The 18,908-nt window shown below is 70.2% G+C and carries 23 protein-coding genes; 14 read left to right on the top strand and 9 right to left on the bottom strand.

Going from position 1 to position 18,908, the window contains the following annotated elements; translation table 11 throughout:
• Window position 1: 1 nt before the first annotated feature.
• The 6 genes from V6V89_RS08405 to V6V89_RS08380 form a co-directional block, all read right to left on the bottom strand.
• Window positions 2-499 (bottom strand): excalibur calcium-binding domain-containing protein, encoded by a 498-nt coding sequence (locus V6V89_RS08405; protein ID WP_334618420.1) that lies wholly within the window; start codon window positions 497-499, stop codon window positions 2-4.
• 165 nt (window positions 500-664) lie between these two features.
• Window positions 665-1,375, bottom strand: coding sequence for a hypothetical protein (locus tag V6V89_RS08400; RefSeq protein WP_334618419.1), 711 nt, complete (start codon window positions 1,373-1,375; stop codon window positions 665-667).
• Entirely contained in the window at window positions 1,375-2,142 is a 768-nt protein-coding gene (locus tag V6V89_RS08395; protein ID WP_334618418.1) for a hypothetical protein, read from the bottom strand. The genes V6V89_RS08400 and V6V89_RS08395 overlap by 1 nt, the downstream gene beginning before the upstream one ends.
• A 63-nt stretch (window positions 2,143-2,205) precedes the next feature.
• Window positions 2,206-2,619 carry a CoA-binding protein gene (locus tag V6V89_RS08390; RefSeq protein ID WP_334618417.1) on the bottom strand — a complete coding sequence of 138 codons (414 nt, stop codon included), beginning with the start codon at window positions 2,617-2,619 and terminating at the stop codon, window positions 2,206-2,208.
• 18 nt (window positions 2,620-2,637) lie between these two features.
• Window positions 2,638-4,632 carry an intein-containing Rv2578c family radical SAM protein gene (locus V6V89_RS08385; protein WP_334618416.1) on the bottom strand — a complete coding sequence of 665 codons (1,995 nt, stop codon included), beginning with the start codon at window positions 4,630-4,632 and terminating at the stop codon, window positions 2,638-2,640.
• 91 nt (window positions 4,633-4,723) lie between these two features.
• Window positions 4,724-5,743 (bottom strand): LacI family DNA-binding transcriptional regulator, encoded by a 1,020-nt coding sequence (locus V6V89_RS08380; RefSeq protein WP_334618415.1) that lies wholly within the window; start codon window positions 5,741-5,743, stop codon window positions 4,724-4,726.
• Between the two features lie 194 nt (window positions 5,744-5,937).
• Between V6V89_RS08380 and V6V89_RS08375 the strand changes: the two genes are divergently transcribed.
• Both V6V89_RS08375 and V6V89_RS08370 read left to right on the top strand, forming a co-directional pair.
• Entirely contained in the window at window positions 5,938-7,083 is a 1,146-nt protein-coding gene (locus tag V6V89_RS08375) for a Gfo/Idh/MocA family protein (RefSeq protein ID WP_334618414.1), read from the top strand.
• Between the two features lie 115 nt (window positions 7,084-7,198).
• Complete coding sequence (locus tag V6V89_RS08370; RefSeq protein WP_334618413.1) at window positions 7,199-8,002, top strand: sugar phosphate isomerase/epimerase family protein; 804 nt, start codon at window positions 7,199-7,201, stop codon at window positions 8,000-8,002.
• Between the two features lie 60 nt (window positions 8,003-8,062).
• On the opposite strand, the gene trxA is transcribed toward V6V89_RS08370, so the two are convergent.
• Window positions 8,063-8,425: a thioredoxin gene (gene trxA / locus V6V89_RS08365; RefSeq protein ID WP_334618412.1), complete on the bottom strand. Its 363-nt coding sequence runs from the start codon at window positions 8,423-8,425 to the stop codon at window positions 8,063-8,065.
• 505 nt (window positions 8,426-8,930) lie between these two features.
• On the opposite strand from trxA, the gene V6V89_RS08360 reads away from it, so the two are divergent.
• The 11 genes from V6V89_RS08360 to V6V89_RS08310 all read left to right on the top strand — a co-directional run bounded on the left by V6V89_RS08360 (window position 8,931) and on the right by V6V89_RS08310 (window position 17,057).
• The gene (locus tag V6V89_RS08360) at window positions 8,931-9,449 is read left to right on the top strand and encodes a MaoC family dehydratase (protein ID WP_334618411.1); all 519 of its coding nucleotides are present in this window, start codon (window positions 8,931-8,933) and stop codon (window positions 9,447-9,449) included.
• 28 nt (window positions 9,450-9,477) lie between these two features.
• Window positions 9,478-9,984, top strand: a complete 507-nt coding sequence (locus V6V89_RS08355; protein WP_334618410.1) for a hypothetical protein — start codon at window positions 9,478-9,480, stop codon at window positions 9,982-9,984.
• A 34-nt stretch (window positions 9,985-10,018) separates the two neighbouring features.
• Window positions 10,019-10,651 carry a TrmH family RNA methyltransferase gene (locus tag V6V89_RS08350; protein WP_334618409.1) on the top strand — a complete coding sequence of 211 codons (633 nt, stop codon included), beginning with the start codon at window positions 10,019-10,021 and terminating at the stop codon, window positions 10,649-10,651.
• Between the two features lie 78 nt (window positions 10,652-10,729).
• On the top strand, window positions 10,730-11,431 hold the full coding sequence (locus tag V6V89_RS08345) for a DUF6758 family protein (RefSeq protein WP_334618408.1): 702 nt from the start codon (window positions 10,730-10,732) through the stop codon (window positions 11,429-11,431).
• A 114-nt stretch (window positions 11,432-11,545) separates the two neighbouring features.
• The gene (locus tag V6V89_RS08340) at window positions 11,546-11,704 is read left to right on the top strand and encodes a hypothetical protein (RefSeq protein ID WP_281892568.1); all 159 of its coding nucleotides are present in this window, start codon (window positions 11,546-11,548) and stop codon (window positions 11,702-11,704) included.
• 6 nt (window positions 11,705-11,710) lie between these two features.
• The gene (locus V6V89_RS08335) at window positions 11,711-12,568 is read left to right on the top strand and encodes a PH domain-containing protein (protein ID WP_334618407.1); all 858 of its coding nucleotides are present in this window, start codon (window positions 11,711-11,713) and stop codon (window positions 12,566-12,568) included.
• A 120-nt stretch (window positions 12,569-12,688) separates the two neighbouring features.
• Window positions 12,689-13,321 (top strand): SigE family RNA polymerase sigma factor, encoded by a 633-nt coding sequence (locus V6V89_RS08330; protein WP_334618406.1) that lies wholly within the window; start codon window positions 12,689-12,691, stop codon window positions 13,319-13,321.
• Complete coding sequence (locus V6V89_RS08325; RefSeq protein WP_334618405.1) at window positions 13,318-14,631, top strand: hypothetical protein; 1,314 nt, start codon at window positions 13,318-13,320, stop codon at window positions 14,629-14,631. Before V6V89_RS08330 ends, V6V89_RS08325 begins: the two co-directional genes overlap by 4 nt.
• 46 nt (window positions 14,632-14,677) lie before the next feature.
• Window positions 14,678-15,526, top strand: a complete 849-nt coding sequence (locus V6V89_RS08320; RefSeq protein ID WP_334618404.1) for a PHP domain-containing protein — start codon at window positions 14,678-14,680, stop codon at window positions 15,524-15,526.
• 9 nt (window positions 15,527-15,535) lie between these two features.
• A complete protein-coding gene (locus tag V6V89_RS08315) occupies window positions 15,536-16,147 on the top strand; it encodes a MarC family protein (protein WP_334618403.1) in 612 nt (203 codons plus the stop codon).
• Between the two features lie 79 nt (window positions 16,148-16,226).
• Window positions 16,227-17,057, top strand: a complete 831-nt coding sequence (locus V6V89_RS08310; protein WP_334618504.1) for a RecB family exonuclease — start codon at window positions 16,227-16,229, stop codon at window positions 17,055-17,057.
• Here the strand turns inward: V6V89_RS08310 and V6V89_RS08305 are convergent.
• Both V6V89_RS08305 and V6V89_RS08300 read right to left on the bottom strand, forming a co-directional pair.
• Complete coding sequence (locus V6V89_RS08305) at window positions 17,029-17,847, bottom strand: oxygenase MpaB family protein (protein WP_334618402.1); 819 nt, start codon at window positions 17,845-17,847, stop codon at window positions 17,029-17,031. The two genes, V6V89_RS08310 and V6V89_RS08305, sit on opposite strands and share 29 nt — an antisense overlap.
• Complete coding sequence (locus V6V89_RS08300) at window positions 17,847-18,272, bottom strand: Fur family transcriptional regulator (RefSeq protein WP_334618401.1); 426 nt, start codon at window positions 18,270-18,272, stop codon at window positions 17,847-17,849. Before V6V89_RS08300 ends, V6V89_RS08305 begins: the two co-directional genes overlap by 1 nt.
• 160 nt (window positions 18,273-18,432) lie before the next feature.
• Between V6V89_RS08300 and V6V89_RS08295 the strand changes: the two genes are divergently transcribed.
• Window positions 18,433-18,906 carry a DUF2231 domain-containing protein gene (locus tag V6V89_RS08295; protein WP_334618400.1) on the top strand — a complete coding sequence of 158 codons (474 nt, stop codon included), beginning with the start codon at window positions 18,433-18,435 and terminating at the stop codon, window positions 18,904-18,906.
• Window positions 18,907-18,908: the final 2 nt, after the last annotated feature.

Raw genomic sequence — 18,908 nt, 5'->3', positions numbered from 1 at the left:
CCTAGGACTGGCCCGCCTCGCAGGCGATGCCGTCGCCGTCCTTGTCCAGCGCGGGGTCGTACCCGGCGTCGCTGCGTTCGATGGGCGCCGCACCGGCCTTCCGCGCTTGCCCGCAGTTCTTGTAGTGCACGGCAACCGTGTCGGGCGTCGCCTTCGGTGTCGTCGGCGCTGGCCGCGGCTCGCTGGCGGGCGGTGCCTGCGGCTCCTTGTCGGGGGCCGCGCCCTCCCTGGCCGGAGCGTCAGCATTCGCGTCGTTGTCACGCGCCGGCTTGTCGAGGGTGGAGGGCGGTGATGTCGCGGGTGAGGTCGTCGCCGGCGCCGGGCGCGCGGGCCCGTCGGCCGTCGGCGGCGGACCCGCGAACACGGCCTTGAACATCGCCGCACCGAACGCGAGCGCCAGCAGCAGCGCGATCGTGAAGAACCAGACGCGGCGGTGGTTGACCGCCTTGCGTACCGGCGCGGAGGGTCGTGACGTTGCTTGCGATCGGCTGGGCGTCACCCGGCCGGGGGCTTGTCTTGGCCGGTAGTGCGAGTTGGCCTGGTTAGACCGTCCATACCTGACCGCCCGTGGCTCCTGCCACGGTTCATCAAGTGGCGGCTGGGTCACTGGGGCAGTTTTACACGCGGAGTCCGATTCAAAACGCGGACCGTGGCGACCTGCCTGTCAGAAACCCGACAGTGCGGTGGGTCCTTCAAGGGCCGAGCGGCGGTGCGGGCCGGTCCTGAAGTGTTCGATCATCTGGTTGAGCCGGTCGTCCGGCACCTCGCATAGTGGGCCGCCGGCGAGCACCTTCCCGGCGCCCGGCCGGTACAGCGAGACGCCATCCTTGCCCGCCTTGCCGTACTTGATCCCGTCCCACGGCACCGTGGTGTCTTTCACGGTCACCCCGGTCGCTGTGAGCGCGGTATGTACCGGATACCTCACCCGCCGGAAGACACACCGCGCGCGTTCCAGTGAGATGCCCACACCCAGCGCGGTGCCGAGAGCGCCGACGATCAATCTCCAACCGTCCAACGCAAGCCACGCCGCACTCGGCACCAGGACGACCAGCAGGAGGCCAGCGGTCGCGGCGCACTCCAGCGCGACGGCCCGCCACGCCCAGGGAGCCACGTAGCCGGGACCAACGCCGCCGGGCAGCACGATGGCCGGCCGCCAGACGAGGTCTCCCCGCCGTGGGCGGTTTCGCTGGACCGACTCTTTCATCGAAGAGGCCAGCCCGCCGAAGATCATCAGGAAGGCCAGGTCTTCGCCGCCGTGCCGCCAGCCGAACCACCCGGCTACGCCCGCCGCGCAAAGCACGGCCGCACCCGCGACGACCGCGAGCGCCTTCTGCCGGTATCGCAGTAGCTCATCACTGGACTCGGAGACGACCATTACGCCTCCAGCGCGTCGTAGAGCCGGTCGAACTCGGCGGGTGTGCCAATGTCGGCCCGGTGCTCGGGATGGTCGACGTAGTGCCGGATGGAGCCCGCCAGGAAGCTGGCGTCGACCGCGAGCCAGCGGTGCAGGATGCGCACGACGTACGCGCCATACTCGGGCGGCTGCCGCCGCACCAGGAGCGAGATCTGTCGGGGCTTCTCGACCGGTGCTGGCGGACCGCTGGCGAGCAGCGCCTCCCACCGGACATTGTGGGTGCGCAGGGTGCGCACGAGAAGCCCGCCGGGGCGCAACTCCACGCGCGGGCCGCGCCACAACGCCCACGCCGCGACGCCGAAGATGGCACCCACCGTGACCACGGTGCGGAACCAACCGGAGATCGACACCGCTCCGTCGGGCGCACGCTCGGTAGCCAAGCCGTTGCCGGCAAGGAACATCAGCATGATGACGAACGGGCCGATGGTCCACGGCGAGGTGGCGGCGACGAAGGCGGGCCGCAGCCGGTCGGTGCCGAGCACGAACTCGCGCGGCGTCGGTCGAGGTCGCGGGCACAGACGCGTGAACGCGAGAAGCGGCAGCGCCAGCGCGGTGGCGGCGGCCGCCGCGTAGATGGCGAACGCGGGCAGGAAGCTGAGTCGCCAGGACAGCGGCTCGATCCAGAACTCCACCGCCACCCGCAGCACGAACCCGGCCAGGCCGCACAGCAATGCCACCGCCTGCACCTGCGCGAGGCGGGGCTGGAGGTCGTCCCTGACGCGGGTCACATCAGCAGATTAGGAAAAGGCGTATGGGTGCGCGAGCCCCGGGGTCCGTCGTCCATAGTGGAATTATGCGGCGGGCAGGCGGCTGAGCTGGCCAACGGCCCTTTCCACGGCCAGGCAACGATCTTCGACGTATTCCAGCCCCGCCTCGGTGGCGATCCGCCGGGCCTCCGCGGAGACGATGTCGAGCTGCAGCCACACCGCCGGTGCGCCGATCGCGACGGCTTCGCGTACGACCTCGACGGCGTCCTCGGCCGGGCGGAAGACGTTGACGAGGTCGACCGGCTCGGGGATGTCGGCCAGGGACCGGTACACCTTCTCGCCGAAGAGCTCGTCGGCGTGCGGGTTGACCGGGATGATCCGCCAGCCGTGCCGCTGCATCTGAAGCGGCACCGTGTGTGCGGGCTTGTCGGGGTCGCGGGAGGCACCGACCACGGCGATGACCGCCGCATCGGCCAGGATCTGCTGAGCACTGCGCACTACTCGACGGTAGCTCGCTTACAGGAGTGTCAATTGTTCGATGACTGGCTGTGACGGCGCCGACACCTGGCGGCTCTCGCCGGGCTCGGATCGGTCGAGGCCGTGACGCCGCGCCGCCATACGCACGCGTGCGGTCACCTCACGCTGGTACTCCTTGGGCAGGTACGAGCCGCGCTGGTAGAGCTGCCGGTACAGCGGCGCGAGGCGGGGGTGCTCACGGGTGAGCCACGAGGCGTACCACTCCCGGGCGCCGGGGCGCAGGTGCAGCGGGATGGGGGTCACGCTCGCCGCACCCGCGGCCGCGATGGCCGCCACGGTGGCTTCGATCGACTCGGCGGTGTCGGTGAGTCCCGGAAGGATCGGCGCCATCAGCACGGATACCCGGAAGCCGGCGTCGGTGAGGGTGCGCACCGCATCCAGCCGGCGGCGCGGGCTGGGCGTGCCGCGCTCGACCGACCGCCAGGTCGCCTCGTCGACGAAGCCGATCGACATCGCGAGGCCCACGTCGGTCACCGACGCGGCCTGCCGCAGCAGATCGAGGTCGCGCAGGATCAGCGTGCCCTTCGTGAGGATCGAGAACGGGTTGGCGAAGTCGCGCAGCGCCGCCAGGATCTGCGGCATCAGCTGGTATCGGCCTTCGGCGCGCTGGTAGCAGTCGACGTTGGTGCCCATGGCGATCTGCTCACCCCGCCACCTGGGCGCCGCCAGCTCGCGCCGCACCAGCTCACCCGCGTTGACCTTGACGATCACCTTGCTGTCGAAGTCCTGGCCGGCGTCGAGGTCGAGGTAGGTGTGGGTGTTGCGGGCGAAGCAGTTGTGGCTCACCACGCCGGCGGCCACGAAGTCACCGGTGCCGGTGGTGATGTCGTACAACGGCATCTCGAGCCCGAGCGGCTCGACCGACACCACGTCGAGCCCCGGAGCCGTCGTAGCGGGAAGGCCCGCGATCGACCGCTTGCGGGTGATGGCCGGGTCGACCAGGTGGAAGAAGCGCACCATGTCGGGCAGCCGCATCACCGCGCCCAGCTCGACGTCGATGCCGAAGTGGGCGAGCGCCGAGGCGGCGCGTCGCAGGATCTGCCCGTCGGCAGTGCGCAGCCGCAGGATGCCGCCGGAGCAGCTGCCCACCGCGTCGAAGACACCCGCCAGGAAGCCCTTGCGCCACTCGTCGGTGGGCCACTCCGGCCAGGCGATGAGATCGGTGATCGCAGTGACGTCGGCCCGGCTGGTGGCCCGCAGCGCGCGGATGACCCGGCGCGAGGTGGTGGCCACCGAAAACTCGAACGCGGTCGTCGCCACGCCGAAGCTGGTCAGGTATGCCCGGGACCGGTCGAGCGCCTCCAGGTCGGCGAGCGCCAGCCGGAACCGGTGCACGGTGCCGTACGAGTACGTGAAGGTGCCGAGCTTGCCGTCGCCGCGGATGATGCCGCACAGATAGCCCCGGCGGTACTCGGGCGAGTCTTTCGGCGCCTCGGCCGCCCCGCCGGTGCCCACCAGCCGGCCGCCGGTCAGCCGCTTGGCCTGCCGCCAGCCGCGCTCGCTGAGAAACCGGTGGTCGCCGCTCGCGACGAGCTGCGTGCCGTCGCCGAGCGTGATCCGGTACGCCGGCTTGGTGGTGGACCAATGGTCGAACACGGTCGTGACCGCGTACCGCCGGCCGGTGCGCCCGCGGACCGTGCCGTAGATCTCGTCACCGACGACCAGGTCGGCGAGCGGCTTGGTGTGGCCGTTGGCCATGAGGATCGGCGTGTCGCCCGCCAGGCAGTAGGAGCACGCGTGGCTGCACCCGCGGTACGGGTTGATGGTCCAGTCGAACCCGACCCTGGAGGTGCCGGGCACCCGATTGATGATCGACTTCGCCCGCACCTCGTAGAACGTCATGCCGCGGAAGCCAGGGGTGTCGAACGTGCGCGCCACCGCGCCGGGCAGCGCCAGCGGCAGGGGTGGAGCCGCTGGCGCCGGCCCGTCAGGGACTCCAGCGTCGGGGGGAGCCGACAGGTTGTCCCAGCGCATGTCCATCATTCGAACATGCGTACGAAGAGAATGCAAGCTGTGAGCGCGCTTTCGGGCGCGCGAGCCGCCCGAGCGAAGGCGAGGGCAAGAACTACCTCGGCGGCCCGGCGCTGGCGCGGCGGATGAGCTCCGCTCCGACCTCTTCGATGCGCGGGCCTTGACCGTCGCGATGCTCGTCGAGTGCCAGGGTCATCGCGCGCTCACCCATATCTGCCAGCGGCAGTCGTACTGTCGTGAGCGCCGGCGTCACGTCTCTGGCGACCGGCATGTCGTCGAACCCGACCACGGTCATCTGCTCGGGCACGGTGATGCCCCGCGTGCGCAGCAGCGCCAGCGCGCCGATCGCCATCGAGTCGTTGAGTGCCGCGATCGCGGTCAGCTCGGGCTCGGCGTCGAGGAGTGCCGCCGCGGCCGCAGCACCGCTGCCCCGGTCGAAGTCGGCGTATTCGATCCGCCGCGCGGGCAGCTTGTGGCCGTGCTCGCGGGCCGCTCGCCGCATCCCGGACAGGCGGTCGGTCGTCGTGGTGAGCAGCTTCGGCCCGGCGATCACGCCGATCCGGTCGTGCCCGAGGGCGTACAGCTCGGAGGCGATGAGGTATCCGCCCATCTCGTTGTCGGGCACCACGGCGTCCCCAGCGTGTTCGTGCCGCCCGATCACCGCGACCCGCCCGCCCGTGCTTTCGTACACCCGCAGCTTGGTGTCGAGAGCCTTGGTGAACCCCTCGTCGTGGTACCCCGAGCCAGCCAGCACGATGGCGGCCACCTGATGGGCGCGCAGCAGCTCGACGTACTCCAGCTCCTTGACCGGGTCGCGGTAGCTGTTGCAGATGATGACGAGCCGCCCGTTGTCGGTGGCCACCCGCTGGAGCCCCCGGGTGATCTCCGCGAAGTACGGATCGGAGACGTCGTGGACAATGACGCCTATGGCGCTGCGGTGGGAGCGGGCGAGCAGCTGCGCGTGCGCGTTCGGCACGTACTGGAGCTCCTCGACCGCCGCGAGCACGCGCTCGCGCAAGGCGTCGGTGACCGGCTTTGAGCTGCCATTGATGATCCTGGAGGCTGTGGCCGGCGATACACCGGCCCGCCGCGCGACATCGGCGAGCGTGGCCATCCGCCCCGTCCTTTCCGGGCCTTGTGGATGCGACCGCGCCCCCGGTCGCGACGCCCGCCTCACAGGGGCCGGCTGCCGATGAGGATACCGTGTGGCGGTCCACATTGAGGAAAGCCCTTGCCGGAGCAGCCAAACTGCCAGTACCGTGGCTAGGAAAGCGCTTACCTAATGTGACAGCCTGAGGAGGCCGCGGCATGGACCGCAGAACGATCGGGATCGCGCTCGGCGGCGTGACCGGCCGGATGGGCTACCGGCAGCACCTGGTCCGGTCGCTGCTCGCGATACGCGAAGAGGGCGGGCTGCCGCTGCGCGATGGCAGCCGGTTGTGGCCGGAGCTGGTGCTCGTCGGCCGCAGCGAGGCCAAGCTGCGCGAGATCGCCGAGCGACACGGGCTGACCGACTGGTCCACCGACCTCACGGCGACGCTGGCCCGCCCCGACGTCCAGATCTACTTCGACGCCCAGGTGACCTCGCAGCGCGAGAAGGCCCTGCGGATGGCGATCGACGCGGGCAAGCACATCTACACCGAGAAGCCGATCGCCGAAGACCTCGCGGCGGCCGTCGACCTCGCCCGGCTGGCCGACGGCGCCGGGCTCAAGCACGGCGTGGTGCAGGACAAGCTCTTCCTGCCGGGCCTGCGCAAGCTCGACCGGCTGGTCAAGGGCGGCTTCTTCGGCCGCATCCTGTCGATCCGGGGTGAATTCGGGTACTGGGTCTTCGAGGGCGACTGGCAGGCGGCGCAGCGCCCGTCATGGAACTACCGCGCGGCCGACGGCGGCGGCATCACGGTCGACATGTTCCCGCACTGGCACTACGTGCTGGAGCAGATCTTCGGCCGGGTCAACGCGGTCACCGCGCACGTGACCACGCACGTTCCGACCCGCTGGGACGAGAACGGCGACGCCTACGAGGCGACCGCCGACGACGCCGCATACGGCATCTTCGAGCTTGAGGGCGGCGTCGTCGCCCAGATCAACTCCTCCTGGGCGGTCCGGGTTTACCGCGACGAGCTCGTGGAGTTCCAGGTCGACGGCACCGAGGGAAGTGCTGTCGCCGGGCTGCGCAACTGCCGCATCCAGCACCGCGCCACCACGCCCAAGCCGGTCTGGAACCCCGACCTGCCCGCCACCGAAGACTTCCGCTCGCAGTGGCAGGTCGTGCCGGACAACGAGGAGTTCGACAACGGCTTCAAGGCGCAGTGGGAGCTGTTCCTGCGGCACGTGGTCGAGGACGAGCCCTACACGTGGGACCTCTGGGCCGGCGCGCGCGGCGTCCAGCTCGCTGAGCTCGGTCTCCAGTCCGCGCGCGAGGGCCGGCGCTTCGAGGTACCAGAGCTGTGAGCGAGAGAGCTGACGCGGAGGCGCCTGGACCGCGCGACGCACCGACGATGTCGCGCGTGGCGGGCGGGAAGGCGTCGCCTTCAGCGCCGCACGACCGAGCGAACCAGAGGACAGCATGAGCCGTTTCTCGTTCAACCAGGCCACGGCTAACTACTGGCCGATGGCCGACCTGGTCGCCGGCTGCGTAGCGGCCGGCGTGGGCCAGGTCGGGCTGTGGCGCGAGCAGGTCTCCGAGTACGGCCTGGAGAAGACCGCGATGCTCGTGGAAGACGCCGGGCTCGCGGTCACCTCGCTGTGCCGGGGCGGTTTCTTCAACCGCGAGGACTGGTACGACGAGAACCGCCGCGCCATCGACGAGGCGGCCGCCCTTGGCGCGCCCGTCCTGGTACTGGTGTCGGGCGGGCTGCCGGCTGGCAGCCGCGACATCGACGGCGCGCGGGCCCACGTCGGCGAGGCGATCGGTGAGCTGGTGCCGCACGCGCTCGAAGCCGGTGTACAGCTCGCCATCGAGCCGCTGCACCCGATGTTCGCGTCCGACCGGTGCGTGGTGTCGAGCCTCGGCCAGGCGCTCGACCTCGCGGCGCCGTTCCCGCCCGTGGCGGTCGGCGCGGTCCTCGACACGTACCACGTGTGGTGGGACGACCAGGTGTGGGCGCAGATCGAACGCGCCGGCCTGGAAGGGCGTATCGCCTGCTTCCAGGCCGCTGACTGGATCACGCCGTTGCCCGAGGGCGTGCTGCTGGGCCGCGGGCTGCCCGGTGAGGGGTGCGTCGAGCTGCGCAGGTTCCGTGAGGCGGTGGACGCCGCCGGATACAAGGGTCCGGTGGAGGTCGAGGTCTTCCACGCCGGCCTGTGGTCGCGTCCCGGTGCGGAGATTCTCGCCGCCACCGTGGCGGCCTACGACGCCCACGTCGCCTAGCCCTAGAGCCCAGACACAAACGTCCCCGGCGCGCGCCGCGCGCCGGGGAGTGGTCTGGGGTCAGTGGTTGTGTGCGGCGAGCTGCTTGCGGACGTCGTCCATGTCGAGCGCCTGGACCTGCTCGATCAGCGATTCGAGGGCGGACTCGGGCAGCGCGCCCGGCTGCGCGAAGACGATCACGCCATCGCGGATCGCCATGATGGTGGGGATCGAGCGGATATCGAACTTCGCGGCCAGCTCGGGCTGCGCCTCGGTGTCGACCTTGCCAAACACGATCTCGCCGTGCTTGGCCGAAGAGCGGTCGTAGACGGGCGCGAACCGGACGCAGGGACCGCACCAACTGGCCCAGAAGTCGACCAGGACGATGCCGTCCTTGCTGGTCACCTCGTCAAAGTTCGCCGTCGTCAGCTCAACGGTCGCCATGGATCACTCCGATCACCTGGATTGGCTTACGTCTAGCTGAACCTACCGGCGCCGGCCGGCATTCCCCGCGAAGTTGTTACGCGGGCCGCACCAGTGATGTGACACACGGTGTACGTAACAGTGACGAAGGGCGATGAATGGCCCGTCACCTGCGGTGATGGGAGCGATTCCAGGGCCGCGTGCGGGGAAAGCGCTGTCATCGAGGGGCGTCCCGATCTGTCAGGCCATTTGTCGCCGGTGACGGACGGTCACAGCAGGATCAACTCTTACGGAAAGTAATGTAACAAATGAATAACTGTGACCTGCGTCTCGGCTCCGAGTCTTTTTCTTGTCCGGTTTCCCAGGCAAAATCACTTGCAACAAAGCGTGGGCGGCGGGTGCCGGGGAGGGCCCCGCCGCTCATTGCGTCCGGGGTCAGATGCAACGGGATTCCCGCCTCATGTGCCGGCTTAACCTTCGATAAGGCATCCTGCTATTACCCGTTGGTAGCCCCGAGGGAGCCTGGATGCAGTTCGGCCGGTACTACGAGGAGTTCGAGGTCGGCGCCGTCTACCGGCACTGGCCGGGCAAGACCGTCACCGAGTACGACGACCACCTCTTCTGCCTGCTCACGATGAACCACCACCCCTTGCACATGGACGCCCACTACGCCGAGACGTCCACCGGGTTCAAGCGCAACGTCGTGGTCGGCAACTACATCTACTCGCTCCTGCTCGGTATGTCTGTGCCCGACGTGAGCGGCAAGGCGATCGCCAACCTGGAGGTCGAGTCGCTGCGGCACGTGGCGCCGACGTTCCACGGCGACACGATCTACGGCGAGACGACCGTGCTCGACAAGCGCGAGTCCAACTCCAAGCCCGACCGTGGCGTGGTCTCCGTCGAGACCCGCGGCTACAAGCAGGACGGCACGCTGGTCTGCGTGTTCCGGCGGCGGGTCATGGTGCCGAAGAAGGAGTACGCCGAGGCGGCGGTGCCCGCTGGGGTGGATCCGGAACGGCCGAGCTTCCCGGAAAAGCGCCCTTAGTGTACTAAAGAGGGCATATGCTGGCGCCATGGCGACTGACCCCACGGCCGGCGGCAGCGTGACCGGCCCCGGGTACCCGGCCGCGGAGTGGCGGCTGCTCACGAAACTGCCCGCCCGGGTGGTCGTGGCGGCCGCATCCGCTGAGCCCGACAGCCCGCGCCGCACCGTCGCCGAAGGACTCGCCGGGCTGGAGGCCATCGCCGCCGGCCGGGCGTTCGACAGCGACCTGGTCCGCGCCGTGGCCGCCGCCATCTACGCCGAGTCCGGCGGCGACGGCCCGGTGGCCGAGGAGTTCACCGATCGCCGTGCCGGCGTCGCCGAGGTACTGACGGCGTGCCGGCGCGCCACCGAGGTGCTCGCCGCGCACGCCGACCCCGCCGACTCGGCCGCCTACCGCCAGTGGGTCCAGTCCGTGGCCGTACGCGTCTGCGGCGCCGCCCGCTCCGGCGGTGTCCTCGGCCTCGGCGGCGACCAGGTCAGCGCCGCCGAACGCCAGTTCCTCGACGACCTGGCCGCGGCCCTCGACCTGACCTGACCCGACCTGACGAGGGCACCATAGGCTCGGCGGCGTGACCGCTGAGTACGTTGACGAGGTTGAGGTCGGGGTCGGGCCGTGGCCGGGCGAGTGGCCGACCGACCCGCGGTACGACCCTGAGCTGCTCGCTCACGGCGACCGGCGCAACGTCGTCGACCGGTACCGGTACTGGCGGCGCGAGGCGGTGGTGGCCGATCTGGACGAGCGCCGCCACGACTTCCACGTGGCGATCGAAAACTGGCAGCACGACCTGAACATCGGCACGGTGGTGCGCAACGCCAACGCGTTCCTGGCCGCCGAGGTGCACATCGTCGGGCGCCGCAGGTGGAACAGGCGCGGCGCCATGGTCACCGACCGCTACCAGCACGTGCGGCACCACGAGACGATCGAGGATTTCGCCGGGTGGGCGCGGGTGGGCGGGCTGCCGGTGGTGGGCATCGACAACCTGCCCGGATCGCATCCACTGGAGAGTGTCACCCTGCCCCAGCGGTGCGTGCTGCTCTTCGGGCAGGAAGGGCCTGGCCTGTCCGACGGGGCGCGTGCGGCGTGCGACGCGCTGTTCTCGATCGCGCAGTACGGCTCGACCCGGTCGATCAACGCCGGCGTGGCCAGCGGCATCGCCATGCACGCGTGGATACGCGCCCACGCCGCACCCCCGAACACGTGAGGTGATCACGCGCGCCCGGGTTGACCGAAAAAGCCGGTTGGCTTGACGGAAGGCATCCCGCCAAGCAACGTATGGGGTGTGGGTGTGGCGGTGAGTTGCCCGCGGTGCGGCGGTCCGGTGCGACCGCCTGACCTGATGCACAGCGAGTGGCGCTGTGACGACTGTGGACCTGTGCCGCCCCTGCACGTGGCCGAGCACGTGGGGCCCGAGATCGTCGCCAGTGCCCTGGCGACCATCGCCAGCGCCCAGACCGCTCAGGGGCGTCCCCAGGTGCCGGTTTGGTGCCCGTGGCCATTGCCCCCCGGCTGGACCATGACCGGCGTGGCGTGGGCGGGCGACGACCGCACCGGCGTCCGTGCGACCGCCGTGGCTTGCAGTGGTCCGGCGCCGCTGCGAGGTGGGCCGGCTGATGTGGTGCTCGTGGCCGAGGAGCCGGGCGTGGGGCTCGGCAACCGGTTCGGCGGCATCCCCGGTCCTGACCCCGGCGAGTTCATCGCCGACGCGATCAGCGATACGGCTGGGCACGCCGGCGAGCATGGTGGAGCACACGCCAAGATCAAGGTTGGGGGGCATCCGACTCCACTGTGGTCGGTGAAGTCGCCAACGGATCGGAGCGCGTATGCCGGAGAAGCCCGGGGAATGTGGCTCTATGCGATAACCTGGCCGGCAAGTGCGGGTTACCTCCTCGCGGAACATGTCGTGCTGCACGACTTGTCCGAGTGGCTGCCGCCCGAACTTGTGTACGGCGCTCCATCGCCATACCTGCACGGCAGAGCGTGAAGGCGTTCCGCTACTTGGATCGCAACAATTGATAGCCACACGTAGAGACGCTTCACTGATACGCTAAGTGGTGCCGAGACAGCGGCTCGGCGCAGTGCGGAGGGACGGCCCGCAATGGTCAAGAAGGTGCTCACCTGGGGCGGCATCGCCTTTCTGATCTTCTTCATCGCGTATAACCCAAGCTCTGCGGCTGACGTCTTCCAGTCTCTGGGAAGCACGGTCGCGGACGTCGCGACGGGCTTTGGCGAATTCTTCACGGACCTCATCGCGTAGTCGCCAATGGGTAGACCATCTGGCGAACCGCCAGACCCTGACGAGCCGGATCGGTCGGAGTGGCAACGCGACACCGAACCGATCCCGCGCACCCCTCGACCCGACGATGGGCCTAGCTTCGGCGATGGCCCGGCGTTCGGCGACGGTCCAGCCTTCGGTGACGGGCCTGCGTACGCGGAGGGTGCCGGCTATGGCCGTGACAGCGACCAGACCGCATACGTTCCGCCCGACATCTCCGAAGAGGACCTTGCCGGCCTGCGCACCGACGCGGCCGGCATGCCCATCGGGCCTCGGCGTGTCCTGCCGCTCGAAGACGAGCCCAGCACGCTGGTTGCCCGATACCTGTTCCCCACCGAGCGCTATCGGGGCGAGTGGAAGCGGCACTGGATCCACCTGACCACGCCGTTGCTGATCGGCACCGCGGCGACCTTCGCGCTCGGATACCTGTCCGGCTTCCTGGCACGCCAGCAGGTCAGCGGGCTCACCACGGTCGCAGTGATCATCTGGCTCGCGATCATGGGTTGGGTCGCCTGGCAGGTCGGCGACTGGTACTTCGACCGCTTCATCCTGACCAACAAACGGGTCATGGTCGTCAACGGCATCATCACGCGCAAGGTCGGCATGATGCCGCTGCTCCGGGTCACAGACATGAAGTACGAGCAGTCCCCCCTGGGGCGGGCGCTCAACTACGGCACGTTTGTCCTGGAATCCGCCGGTCAAGACCAGGCACTTCGCGAGATCAAGCATCTGCCCAATCCCAACGAGCTCTACCTGCGCGTGGTCGAAGAGATGTACGAGCCGCAGGCAGTCGAGGCGCGGCTCGGCAAGGACGCCGAAGACGCCAAGGCTGACGACGGCGCGTGAGGTCGCGTGCGGTGGGGTTGCCGGGAGGCCTGACTTAAACGGTCCATCAGGACCATGGCCCTTCCGGGCGCGTTGTGACAGCCTTTCGGTGGCAACGCGGGTCCCGGGGGAGGCTTATCGGTGGCCAGCTATGACGTGGAGGAGGAGTTCCGCGAGTTCGTCGCGGCACGCTCCGCTGCCCTTCTGCGCACTGCCTACCTGCTGGCCGGTGATTGGGCAACGGCCGAAGACCTGCTTCAGACCGCGCTGACCAAGACCTACCTGGCCTGGAAGCGGCTCGGCGAGATCGAGGCCGTCGAGCCTTACGCCCGGCGCGTGCTCGTCAATACGGCGACCAGCTGGTGGCGGCGGCGCTGGCATGGCGAGCGCCCCACCGAGACGCTGCCCGAGGTCGCCGCCCCAGACCAGATCAGCGAGCACCTGGAGCGCGACGCGCTGTGGCGGCACGTCAAGGCCTTGCCCGCCCGGCAGCGGGCGGTGCTGGTGCTGCGGTTCTACGAAGACCTCTCCGAGGCGCAGACCGCCGCGCTGCTCAACATCTCTCCGGGTACGGTCAAGAGCCAGACCTCCCGGGCGCTGCACACGCTGCGGCAGCGTCTCGCGGCCGAAGGCGCCGGCGTGACGCCGGCACCCGCGCCGACCCCGGCGCCTCAGCCCGTCCGTCCCGCACGGCCCGTCCCGGTCCTGCCGGCGATTCCTCGGGTACCGGCACCAGAGCCCGCCATTCCAACCGTCGGTGTGAAGCGTCGGTGATCATGCACCAGCCCGACAACCTCCAGCCAGGCCCAGCGCGTCCATTGGGCGTGACGCCGGACGAGCTAGAACGCGCGCTGCGAGACTCTCTCGCCGGCGCCACCACCGACATGGCTCCGGTCCGGCACGCCGACCCGGCGGGCACCGCGATCCGCCGGGCCAAGCGGATCAGCCGCCGTCGTTCCGTCGCCGGCACGGCGCTCGTCGTGGTCGCCACGGTCGCCGCCGCGATGGGGGTCGTCCAGCTCCGGCCGGACAACGAGCGGTACGCCGGCCCGGCGTGGATCGGCGATCCGTACCCGTCGATCCTGCGCAGCGCGGACCCTACGCCCACCCGGCTCGACCCGCCGGACAGCTCCGACGAGATGCGACGCCAGGATCTGGGGGTCGGCGACGAGTTGCCGGTCGACGTCGTCGTGACGACGCACCTCCAGACGGCGTCCGGCAAGATCGTCGACCTCGCGTCGCTGGGCACGGTGACCCAGGCGCACCGGGCCGACGGCGGCTGGCTGATGGTCGGCGCACAACAGTCGGGCAGGTCCGCCCTGTGGTGGGTCAGCGCCGACGGCAGCGCCCGGGAGCTGTTGCCGCCGGTCGAGGCGGTGGTGCTCGCCAGCGACGGGCTCCGGGTGGCGTGGCTCGACGGCGCCCGGCTCTTCTCGGCTTCGGTCATCCAAGGCCAGGTGTCCGGCGCGCAGCAGTCGGCGGCGCTGACGCAGGGGCTGCCGGTCAGTTTCCTCGGCCGCGCCGTACTCATGGCGCGGACCCGCGATGGCGGCGACGAGTATGCGGTGTGGTGGCCCGATGGCGGTGGCGCCTTCAAGCCGACCTGGAGCGGCACGACCGTGGGTATCTACGGTCCGCTCCCGGACGGCAAGACGGTCGTCGGTCAGGTGCTGCAAGGGCGGGGCAACAGCGCTTGCCTTGCGTTGCTCGATGCGCGCAACGCGTTGACGGTACTCAAGACCGCCTGTGCGACCCGGCTCAAGCGCGACGGCGCCGGCACGGTCTCGCCCGACGGACGCTGGCTGGTCGCCGACGCGGAGACAGCCAACCTGGCGGCGCTGGTCGACCTCACCGGGGCGTTCAAGCAGCGCACCACCGCCGCCACCCGGTACGCCGGGCCGCCGCTGGCCGGCGAGCCGGTCTGGACCGACACCAACACGGTCGTCCGCGCCGACCGCGACGGCCTGGTCCAGGTGGAGGCCGACGAGCTGGCCGTCGACCAGGCCGAGGGCGTGGAGCACCTAGCCGTACCGAGCATGACGGAGGGCGACCACGTCGTGGTGGTGAGCAAGCAGCTCGCCTAGCGCCCGCTGGGTCTGCGGACGGCGCACGCTCACTACGATCGGCGCGATGCGCATCGACCTGCACACGCACTCCACAGCCAGCGACGGCACCCTGACTCCGGCGGAGTTGGTGACGGCCGCGGCGCAGACGGGGCTCGACGTCCTGGCGATCACCGATCACGACACCACGGCCGGCTGGGCGCCCGCGGCGGCGGCGCGCCCGGCCGGGCTGGCGCTCGTGCGCGGGGCCGAGCTGTCCTGCCGCTGGTACGGCGTGACCCCGGCGATCCCGTTGCACCTGCTCGCCTACCTCTTCGACCCGACCGAACCAGAGCTGGTCGCCGAGTTGGCCCGGGTACGCCGCGCGCGTGAACAGCGTGGCGAGCGGATCGTCGACCGGCTGCGCGCCGACGGGGTCGACATCACCTGGGACGAGGTGCTCGGGTACGCCGGCGGCGGCACCGTGGGCCGCCCGCACATCGCGCAGGCGCTGATCCGGGCCGGGCTGGTCGCCACCACGAGCGCGGCCTTCGCTCCGCAGTGGCTGGGGGAGCGGTACCGGCTGCCCAAGGAGGACACCGACGTGTTCACGGCGGTGCGGCTGGTCCGCGGCGCGGGCGGTGTACCCGTCTTCGCCCACCCACGAGCGACCCGGCGCGGCACGATCGTGCCCGACTCGCTGATCGTCGAGATGGCGGCGGCCGGCCTTTTCGGGCTGGAGGCCGACCACGAGGACCACTCACCCCAGGAGCGTGCGCACGTGCGGCGGCTGGCCGGCGAACTGGGCTTGGTGGTGACGGGATCGTCCGACTTTCACGGCACTCACAAGTCGGTGCGGCTGGGCGCCCACACGACCGCCCCCGACGCGTACGAGCGGATCGTCATCGCGGCTACCGGCGTCCCCCTGCTCCACTAGCGTGACCTTGTGGATCTCAAGCTGTTCGGCGAGGTGTTCGTCACGCTGCTGGTCATCACCGATCCGCCGGGTATGGTGCCGATCTTCCTCGCGCTGACCGGCACGTTGCCGGCCCGCGACCGCATTCGAGCCGGCACCCAGGCCGTGGCGCTGGCGCTCGGCGTGATCGTGGTGTTCGCGGTCGCTGGCCAGACGCTGCTCGACTACCTGCACGTGGACCTGCCCGCGCTCCAGGGCGCCGGTGGCCTGCTGCTGATCCTGATCTCGCTGGCACTGCTCACCGGCAAGCAGGACGACCCCAACCAGCAGGTCACGTCGAACATCGCGCTGGTGCCGCTGGGCACGCCGCTGCTCGCCGGGCCCGGCGCGATCGTGGCGACCATGCTTTTCGTGCAGCGGGCTGACGGCATGGCCGACTACGTGGCGATCGCTCTCGGCATCGTCGCGGTCATGGTGGCCGTGTGGCTCACGCTCCGCTTCTCCGGCGTCATCGTGAAGATCCTCCGGCCCAGCGGCATCGAGGTGCTGACCCGGATCGCCGGCCTCCTGCTGGCGGCGATCGCCGTGCAGTTGATCGCCGACGCGGTCGCCGCGTTCGTCGCCGACTACGCAGCGCGGTGATCTGTCGTAGCCAAGTGAGAAGATATCGGGCGTGAAGGGCGAGCAGCAGGGCATTGGTGGGCAGCTGAGTTTTGAGGGTATGCCGGAGCGGCTTTTCGTGTGCACGCCCAGCAAGCTCGGCAGCTACATGGACTGTCCACGGCGATATCGCTACACCTACGTCGACCGGCCCGCCCCACCCAAGGGCCCACCGTGGGCGCACAACTCCCTAGGCGCGAGCGTCCACACCGCGCTGCGCAACTGGTTCGGCCTGCCGCACGAGCGCCGGCGGCCCGAGGCGCTGCCGTTGCTCCTGTCGGGCACCTGGGTCCGCGAGGGCTACCGCGACGACGAGCAGGAGCGCTCCGCCTATCGCCGGGCGCTGGAGTGGCTAGAGTCCTATGTGGAGACCTTGGAGCCGGGCACCGAGCCGCTCGGGGTCGAGCGGGTCGTCGCGGTCAAGACGGCCGTGCTGGCCTTCAACGGGCGCGCCGACCGCATCGACGCGCGCGGCGCCGAGCTCGCGATCGTCGACTACAAGACGGGTCGCACGGGGCTCGACAGCGACGACGCGCGCGGGTCGCAGGCCCTCGCCCTGTACGCCTACGCGGCCGAGCGGGTGTTCCGCCGCCCGTGCCGCCGGGTCGAGCTGCACCACCTGCCCAGCGGCACGGTGGCCGCGCACGACCACACGCCCGAGTCCCTGGCCCGGCAGCTCGCCCGTGCCGAAGACACCGCGCGCGACATCGTGGCCGCCGAGAAGGCGGTGGCCGGCGGCGCCGATCCGGACGCGGCGTTCCCCACCCAGCCCGGCCCGATCTGCGCCTGGTGCGACTACCGCAAGACCTGCCCGGCCGGTGCCAGCGTGGCGGCCAAGGAGCCGTGGGACGGTCTGGCGCGGGTCACGACACCGTCTGAGCAGCCCGCTTGAGCGCTTCCTGGTGCACCGGGCTGTAGAAGTACTTTCGGGGCAACGCGTTGAGCAGCAGGCGGATGCCGCGCGTCGACAGGTCGGCCGGGAGGTCGGTGGTACGCAGCCCGAACGCGCCGTATTTGCGCCGTGCCCACGCGGGCAGCAGCGCGAACGCGGTGGCCGCCACACCGAAGTACACGAGCCGCACCGGCGTCAGGCCGAGCCGCCAGGGCAGGGGCGGCGCGCTAAGGAAGACGAAGGTCTCCGCCGCCTCCTTGGTCATGTGCAACTCCGGCTGGACGCGCCGGTAGTACTCCTCGACCTCGGCGGCGCTGCCCGGCACCGACGCCGGGTCGAGCCCGACCAGCGCCGCCACCCGGCGCTGCTCGTCGTAGTACCCGTCGACTTCATCGGCGGTGAGCCGCACACCCGCTCGCCGCGCCGTGGTGACGAACGACTCGACCTCCGCCACGTGCACCCAGCGCAGCAGGTCGGGCTCGTCGATCCGGAACTCCTCGCCGGTGCGGGGGTCGGTGGCGCGCAGCCGGGCGTGCAGGGCGCGTACGCGCTCACCCGCCGCCTCCGCCTGCTCCGTGGTGCCGAAGATCGTGGTTGCCACGTACATGGACGTGCGCATCAGCCGGCCCCACGGGTCGGTTTTGTAGTCCGAGTTCTGCACCACGGCGGCGACCGCACGCGGGTGCAGGGCCTGCAGGTACAGCGAGCGCAGTCCGGCAAGGAACAGGATCGGCTCCGAGTGCACGCGCCACGTCACCGAGTCGGGACCGAAGAGACCGAGATCCGCCATCAGTCGTATGTCGCGCGGCGAGCCCGGCAGCCGGGACACAGCCCCCAGAACGTGACCTCTGCTTCGTCGACCTCGAACCCATGCGCGACGTTGGGGTCGAGGCAGGGCGCCTCGCCGACTACGCAGTCGACGTCGGCGATCTTGCCGCAGCCGCGGCAGACCACGTGATGGTGGTTGTCGCCGGCTCGCCGCTCGTATCTGGCTGGGCTCCCGGCCGGCTCCAGGCGCCGCGCCAGCCCGGCACGGGACAGCGCGCCGAGCACGTCGTAGACCGCCTGGGTCGACACGGAGTCGAGCCGGGTGCGCACCCTTTGGGCGATTTCGTCGACTTCGAGGTGGCCGCCATCGGCGAGGACTTCGAGCACGGCGAGGCGAGGTCGGGTCACTCGTAGGCCACGCGACCTCAACAGGTCTTCGCCGTGCACCCTGCAATAACAGCACGCGAATACGTGACCAGCAAGGTGTTGGGAACCCCGCTGAACCCTCTCGGCTCTATCGGCGTAGCTCTCTGTGACGAGGGCAAGTTGCGAGTTCAACAAAACCCGTAGGCTGGCGGGACGATCTCGCGTAGAAGAGGAGGCCTCGATGTTCGAGGAGATAGCTGGACTTCCCGCCCACCCGCTGCTGGTGCACGCGGCGGTGGTGTTCATCCCGCTGCTGGCCGTGGTCGGCGTGGTGTACGCGCTGGTGCCGAAGGTGAGAGCACGGATCGGCTGGGCAGCCGTGCTGCTCGCGGTAGGCGCCCCGCTGGCCGCACTGGTGGCGAGGCAGTCCGGCCAGGAACTGGAAAAGCGGCTCGTCGCCGCCAACTACGGTCAGGAGATCCTGGCGCAGGTCGACGACCACCAGGGCTACGGCGACCTGACACTCTGGTTCAGCCTGGGCCTGGGGGCCGCCACGCTGCTGCTGGTCTTCGCCACCAGCAGCCGGGCACGCCGGGCGCCGGCATGGCTCGCCTGGGTACTGAGTGCGGCCGTGATCGTGCTGGCGGGCTTCACCGGGTACTTCGTCTTCAAGACTGGCGACACCGGAGCCAACGCGGTCTGGAGTGGCGTCTGATC

Origin of the sequence: Micromonospora sp. CPCC 206061, from assembly GCF_036906915.1 — a bacterium.
Lineage (GTDB): Bacteria > Actinomycetota > Actinomycetes > Mycobacteriales > Micromonosporaceae > Phytohabitans.
The sequence above is the reverse complement of the archived record's forward strand: the minus strand, read 5'-3'. Positions and strand labels throughout refer to the sequence as shown.